We start from the raw sequence: 16,052 nt of genomic DNA, 5'->3' as shown, positions 1-16,052 counted from the left end.
TGCGTCTCGAGCAACCGAGCCGCCCAACATGCCCTCCGTCCTGCATCGCCCCGGCCGCGATCCGTCCGCCCAGGCGCCCGCCGCGGCCCTGCCCGGCGGCGCCGCGCGCGTGCTGGTGCACAGCGCCGACGCGGCAGCCCGGCTGGCCACCTCGGCGCTGGATGCCATGCCGGCGCTGCCGCATATGGAGCCCGAGACCGCGCGGCTGTGCAACTGGCTGGCGTGCCGAGCGGCCGCCGTGCCGGTGCGCGCCGGCGGCCACGACTGGCAACTGCGCTTCGTGCCCGCCGACCCGGAAATCGCGGCGCGGCCCGGCACTGGCTATGCCTTCAGCTTCGGTAACGCCCACGGCGTGCTGCGCTGGGACCTGGCCAGTGAACGCCTGCTGCTGGCGGCGCCCGGCGCGGCCGAAACGCTGCCTGCGCTGCTGCGCCACGCGCTGATGGCCGACGCGCTGGGCGAAGCCGTGACGGCGCTGGGCCAGGCCCTGCCCGACGCCTTCAGCTGGCAGCCCGATGCCGGCCGTGCACCGGCACTGGGCTCGGCCCATGCCTTTGGTTTCGAGTTGCGGCGCGACGCGCCGCCGGCGAAGCTGCGCGGCACGCTGCAGCTGGACCAGCCCGAACGCCTCGCGGCGATGCCCGCGGGGCCGGGCCCGGCCGCGCCGGCGTGGATGGAGCGTCTGCCGGTGCCGATCGCCGTGCGCATCGGCACCACGCGGCTGGCGCTGGGCGAGATGCACGGCATCGAGCCCGGCGACATCGTCGGCATCGACGACTGGCATTCGCAGGGCAGCGCGCTGGTGGTGCGCTGTCTCACCGGGCGCCACGGCCCCGCCTGGACCGCGCTGGCCGAAGGCCGGCGCCTGCTGGTGCAGGCCGGCGCCGACAGCCCCAATCGCACAGACGTTTCAAACGGAGCGCATATGGATGAGCAAGACCCCGCACGGCAAGCCCAGCCGCTTCCCCATCCGGACGCGGCGCAGCCGCCGCTGTCGCGGCTGGACCGCCTGGAAGTGACGCTGCGCTTTGAGGTGGGCGATGTCGCGGTGCCGCTGGCCGAGCTGCGCGCGGTCGCGCCGGGCTATGTGTTCGAGCTGCCGCAGCCGCTCAAGCAAAGCGAGGTGCGCATCGTCGCCAACGGCAACCGCATCGGCACCGGCACCCTGATCGCCGTCGGCAACCGGCTGGGCGTGCGCATCAGCACCTTCGCCGGCGGCGACGCATGAACCGCGGCAGGCCGCCCTCTCCCGTTCCGCCCGGGTGGATGCGATGAACAGCGGACTCTACAATCCGGTCCTGATCCTGACCATCATCCTGACGTTCGGCATTGCGCCCTTCGTCGCGCTGATGGTCACCAGCTACACCAAGCTGGTGATCGTTTTCGGGCTGCTGCGCGCCGCGCTGGGCCTGCAGCAGGTGCCGCCGAACATGGTCCTGAACGGGATTGCCATCATCCTGACCGCCTACATCATGGCGCCGATCGGCTCCGACGCCTTCGACGCCATCAAGCGCCGCGCCGACGCCAATGCCGCCTTCAACGTCAACGACGTGGTCACCGTCTACGACGCCGTCAGCGGTCCGCTCAAGGCCTTCCTGGTCAAGCACACCGAGGAGCGCAACCGCACCTTCTTCGTCCAGTCCGCCAAGCGCATCTGGCCCGAGGGCCGCGCCGACGACCTCAAGTCCGACGACATGATGGTGCTGATCCCCAGCTTCACGCTGTCCGAACTGACGCGCGCCTTCCAGATCGGCTTCGTGGTCTACCTGGTGTTCGTGGTGGTGGACCTGATCGTCGCCGCCATCCTGCTGGCGCTGGGCATGTCGATGGTGGCACCGACCACGATCTCGGTGCCGTTCAAGCTGCTGCTGTTCGTGATGCTGGAGGGGTGGACGCAGCTGATCCAGGGGCTGGTGCTGTCGTATCGGTAAGCGTCGGTGCCTTCGCGCCTATGCCGGCACGTCGCGCTGCGGCGTGCCGTCATAGGTCCACAGGAACTGGCGCGGGATCGGTCCCTTGTTGCGCCCGCCCTGGTTGGTCTGCTCCCACGCATGCGCGAGAATGCCGACCGAGCGGGACAAGCAGAACAGCCCGCGCGCCAGCGGCGCGGGAAAGCCCAGCTCGGCATAGATGACGGCGGTGGCGCCGTCGATATTCATCGGGATCGGCTTGCTGCGGCCCGCCCCCAGGGCTTGCTCCACCGCGCGGGCGATGGCGGCGTAGCGGCCGTTGACCACGCCGTTCTGCGACGCCTGGTCCACCAGTGCCAGCAGGCGCGGCGCGCGCGGATCCTGTGGATGAAAGCGGTGGCCAAAACCTGAGACAAACTTGCCGTGCAGGTCGCGGTAGCGCGCCAGGCCGGCACCGACGGCCTCGTCCAGGCCGGCGCCGGCGTCGATGCGTTGTGCGATGTCCTGGTACAGCTCGACGGCCTGCTCGCCGGCACCGCCATGGACGTCGCCCAGCACGTTGACAGCCGAGGCCATCGCGTTGTTCAGCCCCACGCCGCAGGTGGCCGCCATGCGCGCGATCGCAATGCTGGGCGCCTGAGGGCCGTGGTCGACGCCCGCCATCAGCGCGGCATCGAGCAGTTCGCCCTGGCCCGGCCCGGGCAGTTCGCCGCGCAGCATCAGCCAGATCATCTGCGCGAACGACACGCGGCCGATCAGCTGCTCGATGGGATAGCCCCGGTAGCGAATTTCGCCGGGGCGCATGTCGATGATCTCGGTGCGCCACCAGTCCTGAGACAAGCGTTGGCCCGCGTCCATGGTGCTATCAGGTGTGTCGGGGGCTTGTTCGATGCGACTCATATTGCGCGCTCCTGGCTGAGTTGGTCGATGTCGGCGTCGCTGTAGCCCAGGCTGCCCAGGATCGCGCGCGTATGCTGGCCGAGTTCGGGCGGCGGCGTGTCGACCGCCGGGGCCTCGCGATTGAGCTTGAAGCCGGTGCGCACCACGCGGATGTCGCGGCCAACGCCCGGCACATCGGCAAATTCGCCAATCATGCCGCGGTCGCGCACCTGCGGATGGGCGAGCGTGTCCGGCACGCTCAGCACCGGTCCCGCCGGTACACCGGCCTGGTTCAGCAGCGGCCACCATTCGGTGGCCGGCTTTTTCGCCAGTTCGGCTTCCAGCGCTTCAGTCAACGCAGCCCGGTTGGCGAGCCGCGCCTGGCGCTGGGCGAAGCGTGCATCGCTGGCCAGTTCGGGCTTGCCCACCACGCGGCACACCGCCTCGAACTGTTCCTGCTTGTTGGCGGCGATATTGAGCAGGCCGTCGCCGGTGCGGAACGTCCCCGACGGGCTCGCGGTCATGTTCTCGTTGCCCATCGGCACCGGCGCCCTGCCCGCGATCAGGTGGTTGGACACCACCCAGCCCATGGTGGCGAGCGTGGCTTCCAGCATCGAGACATCGATGAAGTAGCCCTCGGTGCGCTGGTGGTCGGCGAGCGATGCCGCCACCGCAAAGGCCGCGGTCAGGCCGCCGATGGTGTCCGACACCGGATAGCCGACCCGGTACGGCGCCGTCTGCGGATCGCCGGTAATGCTCATCACCCCGGACATGCCCTGGATGATCTGGTCGTACGCCGGCAGCTCCGCCAGCGGGCCGTCCTGGCCGAAGCCGGAGATAGCGCAATAGATCAGGCGCGGGTTGTCCTGCCTGAGCGTCTCGTACCCCAGGCCGAGGCGGTCCATCACGCCGGGACGAAAGTTCTCGACCACCACGTCGGCGCTGCGCACCAGCTTGCGGAAAATTTCCTTGCCGTGTGCGTGCTTCAGGTTGATGGTGATCGACTGTTTGCCGGGATTCTGCGCGAGGAACGACACCCCCATCAGGCGCTGGTTCAGCTCGGCATCGGCGCCGAGCTGGCGCGCCAGGTCGCCGGTTCCCGGGGTTTCCACCTTGATGACCTCGGCGCCCATATGGGCAAGCTGGTGGCAGCAGAAAGGCCCGGCCAGCACGTTGGTGAGGTCGAGCACGCGAATATTGCGCAAGGGCTTTTGCATGACTGGCTTCTGGTTGGCATGGGTCACGGCGCTACGGCCGGCGCGGCACCACTGAACGGGTTATTCGACGCGGGCGCGCCCGGACTGGCCCACGAGGATGGTAGTTGTTCACGGTTTTGTTCTTTCTGGTAGAACGTCATTCTATGGAAAAGAACTTTAGGCGCGGTACAGCGGGTTAGAAAAGAGGGTATACCCGAATCTTCCTGTTTTTTCAGAAGCGTGTTCTACTGGACAGAACTACACGGAAGCACCCATATGGATAACGTCACTCCCCCGTCGAGCGGGCCCGAACTGCCGCCGGCAGACAGTTCCAGCGGCGTGGCGGTGCTGGACCGCGCCTTTGCGATTCTTGGCGCGTTTGGACCCGGCGATGACCGCCTGACGCTGACGGAGCTCGCCCGCCGCACGGACCTGTACAAGAGCACGGTGTTGCGCCTGCTCGGCGCGCTCGAGCACGGTGGCTTCATTCGCAAGCTTGACGACGGCCAGTATGCGATTGGCCCGCAGCCGCTGCGGCTGGCCGCGATTTATCAGCGGTCGTTTCGCGTCGGTCCTGTCATCGAGCCGTTGCTCGAGCAACTCAGCCGCGAACTCGGCGAGACTGCGTCGTTCTACGTCCGTCAGGGGGACCGGCGGCTGGTGCTGTATCGGGTGGAGCCGGCGCGCGCGGTGCGCGTCGCGATCGGTGTCGGCGATGAATTCCCCATTGATCGCGGTGCCTCGGGCAAGGTGCTGCTGGCGTTCAGCGATACCGGCGATGAACGCTGGCGCGAGGTGCGCGAGCGCTTGTGGGCGGTGTCATATGGCGAGCGCGAGTCCGAGACCGCGGCCGCCTCGGTGCCGGTTTTCAGCGCCATGGGGCAAATCGTGGGCGCCCTGACCTTGTCCGGGCCAAAGCAGAGGCTCGCCGCTGCGCCGACCATGTTCGCGGCGGTCGCAACGCTGCTGAAGACTGCCCGGCACGCCACCGAGATCCTCGGCGGCAATGGCGGGCGATTCGATGGCAGTATGGCGCAGCTGCACATGCATCAAATCATCGCCAGCGGTGCCATCGGCGCACATGAAGGACCGTAGGCAGCGCAGATTCTCTGTCCGCTTGGGGGTCGGCAAGCGCCCGAGCCAACGCCGGCGACTCCCTCACGGCACCACCGCCCTCACCTCCGCCACCTCCCCCTCATGCGTATGGTCCACCACCGCAACCTTGGCCAGCTGCAGCGCCCGCACGCGCTGCCCGGGCAGGCCGAAGCTGCGCGCCAGCTCGTCGATGCGCAGTGCGGGCAGCGGCCGGCGGCGATCCAGACCGGCAAAGCGGTACTGGTTGTACAACGCCCATGACAGCAGCACGATGCCGTTGAACAGCCCCACCAGCACATAGACCGTCAGCGTGCCCACGGTGGGCAGCAGCGCCGCCCAGAACGGCACGCCGGGGCCGGCGGACGCTTCGTGCAGGATGGCGCGGATGCCGCTCGCGCCCAGGTAGAAGAAGCCGGCCCAGGCCAGCGCGGTGAGCAGCGCATCGAGCAGCCAGCGCAGGCGCGAGCCCCGGGTACGGATAATCATGCTTTCGGGTTTCATCACGACCTCATGGTGTGGATGCCCCGGTCGGGGCTGGTCCAGCGCGCACGCTTGCGCCGGGTCTTGAGCATGACCTTGGGAAAGGCCAGCAGCGTGGTCAGCATGCCCACCATCCAGTACGCCAGCGGATACCAGATGATCCAGTACAGCGTGCGCGCCAGGCGCGGCTCGTAGCGGCGGTCGATCAGCACGCTCAGGGCAAACTGCAGCAGGCACACCGCGGCCAGCACCATGCCGGTAAAGCCCGGCGGCATCAGCTTCTGGATGCGGATATTGGCGGGCAACTCGATGAAATGGCCCAGCGCCCACAGCAGGATCGACATGGCGAAGGCGAAGGCCCAGCCCGCCGACAGGCAGTACTCCGCCATCAGCGGCCACAGCCGGCGATGCCGCCAGATCCAGATCGAACGCACGTTCTTCATGAACACCTCGGCGCCGCCCTGGGCCCAGCGCAGGCGCTGCTTGAGCAGGCCGCGCACGGTCTCGGGCATCAGGATCCAGCACAGCGCGCGCGGCTCGTAGAAGATCGACCAGTGGTCGCGCTGCAGCTTCCAGCTGATGTCGATGTCCTCGGTGATCATGTCCAGGCTCCAGTAGCCCACGCGGTCGAGCGCGCGGCGCCGGAACGCCGCGACCACGCCCGAGACCGTGAACACCTGGCCGTAGACACGCTGGGTGCGCTTGATCAGGCCGATGATCGACGAGAACTCGCCCACCTGGATCCGCCCCACCAGCGTCGAGCGGGTGCGGATGCGCGGATTGCCGGTGACCGCGCCCACGCGCGGGTTGGCCACCATCGGCGCGACCAGGTAGGCGGCCGCGTCGGGGTCCAGCGCGGCGTCGCCGTCGATGCAGACCAGGTATTCGCCGCGCGCGGCCAGCGCGCCCATGCGCAGCGCCATGGCCTTGCCCTGGTTGTGCGCCAGGTGCACCACGCGCAGCCGGGGATGGCGCGCCGCCAGCGCGTCCAGCAAGGCGCCGGTGCCGTCGCGCGAGCCGTCGTTGATGGCGATCACCTCGAAGCTGGGATAGCGCTGCGCCAGCGCCGCCAGCAGGGTTTCCTCGCCGTTCTTTTCCTCGTTGTAGCACGGCACCAGGATCGAGATGAATGGCTGGCCGGGCACCTCGGGCGCCTCGCGTTCGGCGCCCCAGCGCCACTTGCGCTCCCAGTGCCACCAGAAGTACAGGCCGCCGGCAATCCACAGGCCGGACATGAACAGCGGATAGAAGAACACAAAGGCCAGCAGCAGGTCACCGGTGGCAAGGGCGGCCAGCGCGAACGGCAGCGCCAGCGCAAGGCACAGGATGACCAGGGCAAACAGTCGTTCGATCATGGTGCGGGGTACCAGGCGTTGGACAGCGCCGGCCGGATCACCTCGAGCCGGGGCTGGTTGTTGTGGAAGTCGTCCGGGTAGTAGCCGAAATTGCGCGCGCCGCGGCGCTGCAGCCGCTGCATCCAGCCGGCCAGCACCGCGCTGTCGACCGGCCGGGCGGCGGGAGCGCGCCAGTCGCGCGCCTGCAGCTCGAACACGGTGCGCCGCAGCGCGCCCGGGCGCTGGGCGATGGCGTCGACCATGCGGTCGAGCCAGGCGTTTTCCTGGCCGGCCGGCACCTGTTCCATGTACGGCATGGCCATCGGCGCGGTCCAGTCGTAGGCGGCGAGGAAGTCGTCCAGGTTCTGCGCGAACCACGCCTCGCTCTGCGGCTGCAGCACCGGCAGCGCAAAGATGTTGCGCGCGGTCTTGATGGCGGGCCCGCGCACCTCGCGCACGCGCGCCGCCAGCTCGTGGGTAAGGTCCACCAGCGCCCGGCTCTTCATGCGGGTCCAGCGCTGCATCAGTTCGGGGCTGGCGCGCAGTTCGGCGATCGAACCGGGCAGGCCGGCGGCGCGATACGCGGCCAGCGCCGGCGCGCTGGCGTCCTCGAAATCGCCCAGCAAGGCGTCGTCGTGGAACAGGATGCCGTCGAAGAAGGCGTGGCGCGCCAGGTCTTCATACAGGTCGCCGATGCGGGACCGGGCCACCGGATCGAACGGCGACAGGCGCCGATACTGCTTCGGGTCGACCGCCGCGGTGGCGGTGGCCGGGTCCCAGCGCGCCACGCGCGCCAGCGACGGATCGAGGTCGAAGCTCAGCACCGGCATCCATGCATACACCTTGACGTTGGCGCGGTTGTCCAGCTGCCAGGCGACCCGGTTGAACAGGTCGGCGCGCACCGGCAGCCAGCGGTTGGGGAAGTACACCGACTTGACCAGCCCGTCGCCGTCATCGTCGGAAAACGCCTGCAGGAACACGGTGTCGATCTTCAGGTCGGCGATGCGCTGCACCAGCAGGCCCAGGTTGCGTTCGACCTGGGCGGGATCGGGGTCATAGACGTAATCCAGGTCCACGTGCGCCACGCGCATGCCGTTGGGCTCTTCCATGGCCACCACCGAGCGCGCGAAGCTGCGCAGGCCGGGGTCGTCGCTGAGCAGCAGGCGCGCGCCCGACATCAGCCGGTCCACCGTGGCCAGTCCGTCTTCCAGCGTCAGCGCCATCTGGTAGCCGTTCTCGGCGACGATGCGCAGCGCCGCGCCGCCCTCGGCGCCGTACGGCCAGATCCACACACGCACCGGCTTGCCGGTGACGGCGCGGACCTTGGCGGTGATGCGCGCCACATCGGCGCGCAACCTCTCTTGCTGCGCGGCATCGCTTTCATAGCGCCCGGTGCCGGCATCGAAGGCGCGCACCGCCGCGGCCGGTTCGGTGTTGCCCTGCGGGTTGGCGCGCACGCCAAAGTGCAAGGCATCGGTATGCGCGCCGATTTCCACCAGCCCCGACGCGGCAATCTCGCGCAGCTGCTGCCAGTCGAGCAGGCGCTCGCGCGCCGTCGGCGTGCCGCCGAAATCCACCGGCTGCCCCGCGGGGGTATCGAGCCAGCTGCCCACCGGGGCCAGCACGGCCGGCCAGCGGTAGGCCTTCAGGATCGGCAGCACGCGGGTGTAGAAGCTGCGGTAGCCGTCGTCGAAGGTCAGCAGCACGGCGCGCTCGGGCAGCGGCGGCCCGCCGCGGCGCGCCGCCAGCACCTGGTCGACCGAGACCGCGCGGTAGCCGTTCTCGCGCAGCCACGCCAGCTGGCCCACCAGGTGGTCGGTGCGCACGCTCAGGTAGGCCTGGTCGGGGTCCTTGTCTTCGACATCGTGATAGGCCAGCACCACCACATGGTTGTGCGGCCAGGGCTGCTCGGCGGCCGCGGCGGGGCGCTGGGCCGGTGGCGTGAACACCGGGATGTCCTTGGCACAGGCGGCCAGCAGGCATGCGGCCAGCACCAGCCAGAGCAGGCGGCAGGCGCGCCGCAGGGTTGCGTTCATGGCTTGGATTCCTGTTCAGAAGCGATAGGTCAGGTCAAAGACGATGCGCAGTTCGCGCTCGCGCTGGCCGTCATAGGGGCGGCTGGTGCCGGTCACGGTGGCGCCGACCTCGAACACGTCGTTGGTGCGGAAGCGCTGGCCGTAGCCCAGCAGCAGGATCGCCCCGGTGCCGAAGCCGCGCTGGCTGTAGGCGCCGGTGCCGGCCAGGAACTGCTGTTCCCATACGGTCTCGTAGCGCCGGTACAGCATGTGCGTCAGGCGCACCGACGGCAGCACGGTCAGGTCCGAGCGCGGGTTGTAGTACGGCGTGTCGGCACGGCTATTGCGCGTCGCCCACAGGTCGACCAGCAGGTCGGCCTTTAAATGCGGCGCGGTATAGAAGCGCTGCACGCCGGACACGCCGGCCTCCAGCCGGTCATTGCCGTCGCTGAAGCGCGACGGCGCGACGGTCAGCATCCATTCGCTGGCTTCGCTGCGGCGCCAGCGCGCATAGGCCTGCACGGTGTCGGCATAGATGCCGTGCTTGAGCGCCTGCAGCGGCGTGCCGGTTGAGCGCAGCGCCGCCGAGGCGCCCACGCGCCAGCGGTCGTCGATGTCATAGTCCGCGGCGATGCGCCCGCCCTGGCGCGCGCCCTGGCCATAGCCATGCAGCGACAGTTCGCCCTCGACGGTCAGGTCGCGCACGCGCCATTGGGCGCCGGCGCGCGCCCAGCGGTAATCGACGCGGCCTTCGTCGAAGCGGCCGGTGGCATAGCCGATGCCGCCGAAGGCGCGCCAGTCATAGTTGATCGGCGGCGTGTACAGCACCGCTTCGATGCCGAAGTTGCCGTTGCCGACCACGGCGCTGTCGTTGGCCAGCCCGCGATAGCCCTCGATGCGCAGCTCGGCCTTGTTGTGGACTTGCCATTCGCGGTCCAGGCGCCGCGCCGTCAGGTCTTCGGGAAAGCGTGCCAGGGTATCGTCGCGCAGCATCTCGGCCTGGCGCCATTCCTGCAAGTCGAGCGCGGCATGCCCCTGTTGCACCTCCACCGCCAGGCTGCGCGGGGTCAGGGTCTCGGCCAGCTTCAGCTCGCCCTCGGCCGCGCGCGGCCAGCCGCGGGCGCGGTACACGTCCGCCAGCGCCGCGCGCAGGCCCGAATGGCCCGGCGCCTTGCGCACCAGGTCTTCCAGCTTCTGCTGCGCGGACGCGGTGGCGTCGGCCTGCAGGTCGGCGCGCGTGGCGGTCTGCTCGGCCTGCAGCCACAGGTCGTTGGGTTGCCGCATGGGCTGGCCGCGCACCCAGCGCCAGCGCGGCTGCTCGGCGCTGGCCTGCTCCACTGCCTGCGCGGCGGGATCGAAAGCTTCGGCCTCGGCGTTGGCGTAGTAGAGGCCGGTCTGCGCCTTGAGCCGGGTTTCGGGATCGAGGCCCTGCGGATAGGCGTCGCGCACCTGCGTGAACAGCGGCGCGGCCTGCTCCGGCTGGCGCAGGTACAGGTAGGCGGCGGCGACATCGCCCAATGCATACGCCGGCACTTCGACGCCGTCGGCGCGCAGCGCCTCGTATGCGTTCACCACGTCCTGCATCCGGACCCGCGCATGCAGCGCGGCCAGGCGATCGATGCGCGCGCGGCGCAGCTGCGGCGCCGCCTCCGGCCCCAGCGACTGCAGCACGGGCAGCAATGCGTCATAGCGCGCCAGCGCGCGGTCGGCAATGGCAAAGCGCTCGGCTTCGGTGCGGGACGGCAGGTCAGCCAGGCGCACCAGCTCGGCCACGGCATCGAGTTCCAGCGCCAGCCGCGCGCGCTGGTCGAACAAGGCCGGATGCTCTCCCGCGACGCGCAACGCCGCCTCCGGCAGCCCCGCGCGCCGCAGCGCGCCGACATACTCACGCACGACCTCGGCGCGCTGCGGCGCGCGCAGGTACGCCTGGTCGGCCTCGAACAAGGCCGCGTACGGCTCGCCGGCGCGCGCCTGCGCATAGGCCAGCGCCAGGCGGCTGTCGACCGCGGCGGGATCGCGCTGCACCAGCGCCTGGCCCAACGCCACCGCCTCGGCGGCCTGGCCGCTGTCGGCCAGCACCATCACTTCGCCGACCGCGAACACCGCCCGCGCCGGAAAGCGTTGCCGGCCCTCGCGATAGCGCGCCAGCGCCTGCTCCCAGCGGCGCTCGTCGCGCAAGGCGCCGGCCACCGCCGACAGCACCTCCGGCGGCAGCGCACGGGTGTCGCCGAGGCTGCCATAGGCCTCCAGCACTTCCGCCGGGCGCCCCGCCCAGCTGGCGATGACGATCCGGTCCCAGGCGGCCCGCCGGTCCGACGGCGCGCGCGCCACGCGCTCGCGCAGCATATCCAGCGCCGGCGCATAGTCGCCGGCGCGGGCCTGCCGGATCAGTGCGTCATAGTTGGAATCGGCATGCGCGCATGCCGGCAGCCAGCACATCGCCGCCAGCCCTGCAGCAAGTCCGGAAGCGAGCCCGGTAACCCGCCCGGCCGTTGCGCGCCGGGGCCCTCCCTGCCGCCGCGGCGCCCTGTTGCGGGCGCGCTCAGGGCGCTTCATCAGTGAATCCATGGGATCCGCAGCCTGTCTCTGTGTTGCCCAAGCTTGCGCCACGCGCCGATGGCGCAGGCGCGCGTGTGCTTGAGGTCCGTTATCGGCTTATCGCAGTGCGGCACGAGGACACGGAACCCGACCGGACCTGGCCGGAAGCGAAAACCGGCAGAACAGGCCTACGGGATCCGGCGCGGCACCGAGGAACTGCGCCGGATGGCCATTCGCAGCGGGAATGGCGTCGTGCAACCGCAGGGGCCGATCAATCGGGCTGCGTTGCCGCAATGCGTAAGCGATTGTAAGGAGGGGGCGGCGAAGAGATTGTTAATTTTCGCAAACGAATTGGTGACTGGATAAATTAATCCAATCACTTATTCGTCTGTGTATCGCTCGAAATAGCTTATGCAAATTTCGGGATACGGTGGTGTGCTGCGTGGCATTATTCGCTTGCATACCAGCACTGGCAAGGCTTCCAGCCGAATCTCCGCATTCAACATCGGCCAGGTAAACTCAAGCCACGTCTCCCGATTTCTTTCACGAAATCGCCTCGTCCATTCGTATTGTTCTAGTGCTAATTGATTATGATGTTCATGACATAACCCGAATAGGCCAAATGGCATTTTATCCCCCGATCAGGGGATGCAGCGGGATTTGTGCTTAACGGATTTGGGGGATATGCAGGATATGCGCCATGGGGAGGGGGCATGGATTTTGTGCGCACTGACTTCGTCGAGGCGCCGGCCCTCTCCCCCGCCCCTCTCCCGCAAGCGGGAGAGGGGAGAAAGGACATCGTCAGGCGGGCAGGCGCAGCGTTGCCTGCAGCCCGCCGCCTTCGCGATTGGCCAGCTGCAGCGTGCCGCCCAGCGCCTGTGTCAGTTGCTGCGCGATCGCCAGCCCCAGGCCGGTGCCGCCGGTGCCGCGGTTGCGCGAGGTTTCGACCCGGTAGTACGGCTGCATCACGCGCTCCAGTTCCGCCTCCGGAATGCCCGGCCCGCGGTCCTGCACGGCGATCTGCAGCCAGCCATCGTCCTGCCGCGCCACCGCCAGCGTGACCTCGGCGCCGAACTTCAGCGCGTTGTCGATCAGGTTGGTCAGGATGCGCCGCAGCGCCTGCGGCCGCGTCAGCAGCGGCGCGCCGGCCTGGCCTTCGATGGCGATGGTATGGCCGGCATCGAGGTAGTCGCCCGCGAGGCTGTCGAGCAGCGCATCGGGATCGATGCGGGCCGGGGTTTCAGTGCCGCCCTGCAAGGTGCGCGCATAGGCCACGCCTTCGCGCACCAGGTGCTCCATCTCGCGCAGGTCGTGGTAGAGCTTCTGCTGGGTCGGCGACGCCTCCATCAGGTCCACGCGCAGGCGCATGCGCGTGATCGGCGTCTGCAGGTCGTGCGAGATCGCGGCCAGGATCTGCACGCGCTCATCCAGGTAGCCGGCAATGCGCGCCTGCATGGCGTTGAAGGCGGCGGCGGCATGGGCCACCTCGGCCGGCCCGGTTTCGGGCACGCGCTGCGCCTTCAGGTCCGGGCCCAGGTTCTCGGCGGCGCTGGCCAGCTGGCTGAGCGGGCGCGTGACCACGCGCACCGCCAGCCAGGCACAGGCCACCAGCAGCGCCAGCTGCGCCGCCAGCATCGCCAGCAGCCACGGCGATACCAGCGAACGCCTGGGCTGCACGTCGATGGTCAGCGGGCTGCCGTCATGCAGCCGCAGGTGGACCTGGAAGCCGCCGCCCGGCTGGGAACTGGCAGAGACCGGATAGCGGCCTTGCAGCGCCTCGGCAATGGTGTCGACGGCCCGGCGCGCCAGCGGAGCCTGCGGCGGCTCGCCCGGGGTGCCGGCATCGAGCCGGTAGCTGTAGTTGTCGCGCCGCACCCGCTCGAGCCAGGCTGCGCGCTGGTCCGCCGGCAGCATGTCGAGCATCGCCACCGAGCTGGCCACGTCGCGCTCCAGGTTGCCCAGCATCAGCCGGTCGGCGGCGCTCTTGCGTTCCATCATCACCAGGCTGTACGACAGGCTCTGCGCCAGCACCAGCCCGACCAGCAGGATCACCATCAGCCGCGCGAACAGCGTGCGCGGCCATGCCAGCCCCTTGCGCGCGCGCCCGTTCATGCGCGCTCCTCGCGGATTTCGACGGTGGCGCTGAAGACATAGCCGCCGTTGCGCACGGTCTTGATGTAGCGCGGCTCGCGCGCATCGTCGCGCAGGCGCTGGCGCAGGCGGCTCACCAGCAGGTCGATCGAGCGCTCGAACAGTTCGGCGTCGCGGCCCTGGGTCAGGTTCAGCAACTGGTCGCGCGTCAGCACGCGCTGCGGGTGGTCGACGAAGACGCGCAGCAGGCGGTATTCCGCCCCGCTGAGCGCGACGATCACGTCCTGCTCGTCGAGCAGGTGGCGGGCATTGGTGTCGAGCCGCCACGGGCCGAACGCCAGCATGCTGGCCGCCTCGGTGACCTGCAGGTTGGGCGGCAGCATGCGCGTGCGCCGCAGCACCGAGCGGATCCGCGCCAGCAGCTCGCGCGCGGCGAACGGCTTGACCAGGTAGTCGTCGGCGCCCATCTCCAGCCCCAGGATGCGGTCGGCTTCCTCGTTGCGCGCGGTCAGCATCAGCACCGGCAGGTTGCGCCGCTCGCCCGCGCGCAGGTCGCGACACAGCGCCAGGCCGTCTTCGCCGGGCAGCATCAGGTCCAGCACCACCAGGTCGACCGAGCCCTTGTCCAGCGCGGCGCGCATCTCGCGCCCGTTGGCGGCCAGGGACACGCGCATGCCGCTGCGCTCGAGGTAGGCGGCAACCAGTTCGCGGATTTCGCGGTCGTCGTCGACGATAAGGATATGGTCCTGCGGGGTCATGGCGGGTCCCGGAAGCGAAGAAATAGAAGAAGGAAAAGGGCGCGGCCGGCGCTTGCAAAGGTAGCCGCGGCCTGGCCCGGTGCCGCCATTATGCGGCGCCGGCGGCGCGCTTTGTATCGCTGTGTATCCGGGCCGGCGCCGGACAAGAAACATTGCACAGCGGGCCGGATGCGGAAACAACGCCGATACGCCGGGACGGTGCAATGCACCCATCGCCAATCCCGGAGTCCACCGCCATGATCGATGCCTACCTTGCCTTTGCCGCCGGCGTGCTGACGATTGCGTCGCCATGCGTGCTGCCCGTGCTGCCCATGCTGCTGGGCGCTTCGCTGGGCGAAACCAGCCGCCTGCGGCCGCTGGCGATCGCACTGGGTTTCGTCTCCGCCTTTTCCGCGCTGGGCATTGTCTTCGGCGCGCTCACCAGCGCCTTCAGCGACGCCCCGGGCGTGATCCGCAACGTGGCCATCGCCATCCTGTTCGCCGCCGGGCTGGCGCGGCTGTGGCCGTCCGGCTTCGCCCGCCTTACGGCTCCGTTCGCCGCGCCCTTCGCCGCGCCCTTCGCCGCGCTCACCGACCGCGCCGCCGGCGCCGGCAGCCGCGCCGGCAACGGCCTGGCCGGCGGCTTTGTGCTGGGCATGACCCTGGGCGCGGTATGGACGCCCTGCGCCGGCCCGGTGCTGGCCTCGATCCTGGCGCTGGTGGCCAAGGCGCAGGACCTGCACCGCGCCGCCGGCCTGCTCGCCCTGTTTGCCGCCGGCGCGGCGGTGCCAATGCTGGGCATCGCCTACGGCGGCCAGTTCGCCACCACCCACGTGCGCCGGCTGGCACGCCATACGCCCCGGCTGCAGCAGGCCTTCGGCGTGCTGGTGGTAGCCACCGCCATCGCCATGTACTTCCAGTACGACACCGTCGCCGTCGCCTGGCTGACCTCGCTTTTCCCCGCAACCCAACCTGGAGCCTGAACCATGCCCCGCATCCTTCGCACCCTGTTCGCCGCGGCCGCCTTTGCCGCCGCCCCGCTCGCCATCCAGTCCGCCGCCGCCGCGCCCGCTGATTACGGCAAGGCGCCCGAATTCACCGGCATCGGCAAGTGGCTGAATTCCGAACCGCTGACCGTCGCCGGGCTGCGCGGCAAGGTCGTGCTGGTCGACTTCTGGACCTACAGCTGCATCAACTGCATCAACACCCTGCCCCACGTGCGCAAGTGGTACGACAAATACCGCGACCAGGGCCTGGTGGTGGTGGGCGTGCACACGCCGGAGTACGCGTTCGAGCGCTCCACCAGCAACGTCCAGGCCGCGCTCAAGCGCTTCGACATCCGCTACCCGGTGGCGCAGGACAACGCCTATGCCACCTGGAACGCCTGGCGCAACCAGTATTGGCCCGCGCTGTACCTGGTCGACGCCAACGGCAACGTGGTCTACAAGCATTTTGGCGAAGGCCAGTACGCTGAAACCGAGGCGGCGATCCAGAAGGCGCTGGCACAGCGCCGCTGAGCCTGGAAGCCGCCATGCGGGCGGCTTCCACGGCCTCCGCCTTGTCTTCTGGCGCATGGGAGTTGATACAAATTGTATGCAATCTTTGTATCACGGTTCGCTGATCCCTGTTATTCTTGCACGCCTGTTGAGGCGGGATGCAGGTCCTGCCCGCCTCGCTTGCGGAACAGCCGCCTCTGGCCCGCGAGCGTGCACGAGGGCGCCGGGTTCCCCGCCCGGCGCCAGAAGAACAAGACAGCCCGCAACATCCGGGCAGACGA

At 69.3% G+C, this 16,052-nt stretch carries 13 protein-coding genes; 5 read left to right on the top strand and 8 right to left on the bottom strand.

Annotation, left to right across the window (positions count from 1 at the left end):
* Positions 1-28: 28 nt before the first annotated feature.
* Positions 29-1,228: a type III secretion system cytoplasmic ring protein SctQ gene (gene sctQ / locus LIN44_RS17710; protein WP_227315578.1), complete on the top strand. Its 1,200-nt coding sequence runs from the start codon at positions 29-31 to the stop codon at positions 1,226-1,228.
* 43 nt (positions 1,229-1,271) lie between these two features.
* Positions 1,272-1,931 carry a type III secretion system export apparatus subunit SctR gene (sctR, locus tag LIN44_RS17705; RefSeq protein ID WP_227315577.1) on the top strand — a complete coding sequence of 220 codons (660 nt, stop codon included), beginning with the start codon at positions 1,272-1,274 and terminating at the stop codon, positions 1,929-1,931.
* A gap of 18 nt (positions 1,932-1,949) precedes the next feature.
* On the opposite strand, the gene LIN44_RS17700 is transcribed toward sctR, so the two are convergent.
* Positions 1,950-2,810 (bottom strand): citryl-CoA lyase, encoded by an 861-nt coding sequence (locus LIN44_RS17700; protein WP_370641716.1) that lies wholly within the window; start codon positions 2,808-2,810, stop codon positions 1,950-1,952.
* Entirely contained in the window at positions 2,807-4,006 is a 1,200-nt protein-coding gene (locus tag LIN44_RS17695) for a CaiB/BaiF CoA-transferase family protein (protein WP_227315575.1), read from the bottom strand. The genes LIN44_RS17700 and LIN44_RS17695 overlap by 4 nt, the downstream gene beginning before the upstream one ends.
* Before the next feature lie 255 nt (positions 4,007-4,261).
* Here LIN44_RS17695 and LIN44_RS17690 point away from each other — a divergent pair, with 255 nt between their 5' ends.
* Positions 4,262-5,080 carry an IclR family transcriptional regulator gene (locus LIN44_RS17690; RefSeq protein WP_227315574.1) on the top strand — a complete coding sequence of 273 codons (819 nt, stop codon included), beginning with the start codon at positions 4,262-4,264 and terminating at the stop codon, positions 5,078-5,080.
* A gap of 63 nt (positions 5,081-5,143) precedes the next feature.
* Here the strand turns inward: LIN44_RS17690 and pgaD are convergent, their stop codons facing one another.
* The 6 genes from pgaD to LIN44_RS17660 all read right to left on the bottom strand — a co-directional run bounded on the left by pgaD (position 5,144) and on the right by LIN44_RS17660 (position 14,296).
* Positions 5,144-5,566 carry a poly-beta-1,6-N-acetyl-D-glucosamine biosynthesis protein PgaD gene (gene pgaD / locus LIN44_RS17685; RefSeq protein ID WP_227315573.1) on the bottom strand — a complete coding sequence of 141 codons (423 nt, stop codon included), beginning with the start codon at positions 5,564-5,566 and terminating at the stop codon, positions 5,144-5,146.
* Positions 5,567-5,580: 14 nt separating this feature from the next.
* The gene (pgaC, locus tag LIN44_RS17680; protein ID WP_227315572.1) at positions 5,581-6,915 is read right to left on the bottom strand and encodes a poly-beta-1,6-N-acetyl-D-glucosamine synthase; all 1,335 of its coding nucleotides are present in this window, start codon (positions 6,913-6,915) and stop codon (positions 5,581-5,583) included.
* Positions 6,912-8,930 (bottom strand): poly-beta-1,6-N-acetyl-D-glucosamine N-deacetylase PgaB, encoded by a 2,019-nt coding sequence (gene pgaB / locus LIN44_RS17675; RefSeq protein WP_227315571.1) that lies wholly within the window; start codon positions 8,928-8,930, stop codon positions 6,912-6,914. Before pgaB ends, pgaC begins: the two co-directional genes overlap by 4 nt.
* A gap of 15 nt (positions 8,931-8,945) precedes the next feature.
* Positions 8,946-11,348 (bottom strand): poly-beta-1,6 N-acetyl-D-glucosamine export porin PgaA, encoded by a 2,403-nt coding sequence (gene pgaA, locus LIN44_RS17670; protein ID WP_227315570.1) that lies wholly within the window; start codon positions 11,346-11,348, stop codon positions 8,946-8,948.
* 900 nt (positions 11,349-12,248) lie between these two features.
* A complete protein-coding gene (locus tag LIN44_RS17665; protein WP_227315569.1) occupies positions 12,249-13,559 on the bottom strand; it encodes a HAMP domain-containing sensor histidine kinase in 1,311 nt (436 codons plus the stop codon).
* Complete coding sequence (locus LIN44_RS17660) at positions 13,556-14,296, bottom strand: response regulator (protein WP_227315568.1); 741 nt, start codon at positions 14,294-14,296, stop codon at positions 13,556-13,558. The genes LIN44_RS17665 and LIN44_RS17660 overlap by 4 nt, the downstream gene beginning before the upstream one ends.
* 236 nt (positions 14,297-14,532) lie before the next feature.
* On the opposite strand from LIN44_RS17660, the gene LIN44_RS17655 reads away from it, so the two are divergent.
* Both LIN44_RS17655 and LIN44_RS17650 read left to right on the top strand, forming a co-directional pair.
* Entirely contained in the window at positions 14,533-15,258 is a 726-nt protein-coding gene (locus LIN44_RS17655; protein WP_227316452.1) for a cytochrome c biogenesis CcdA family protein, read from the top strand.
* 3 nt (positions 15,259-15,261) lie between these two features.
* Positions 15,262-15,792, top strand: coding sequence for a thioredoxin family protein (locus LIN44_RS17650; protein ID WP_227315567.1), 531 nt, complete (start codon positions 15,262-15,264; stop codon positions 15,790-15,792).
* Positions 15,793-16,052: the final 260 nt, after the last annotated feature.

The sequence above is a fragment of the Cupriavidus sp. MP-37 genome (assembly GCF_020618415.1).
Classification (GTDB): domain Bacteria; phylum Pseudomonadota; class Gammaproteobacteria; order Burkholderiales; family Burkholderiaceae; genus Cupriavidus.
This window is presented reverse-complemented; position numbering and strand designations above follow the sequence as displayed.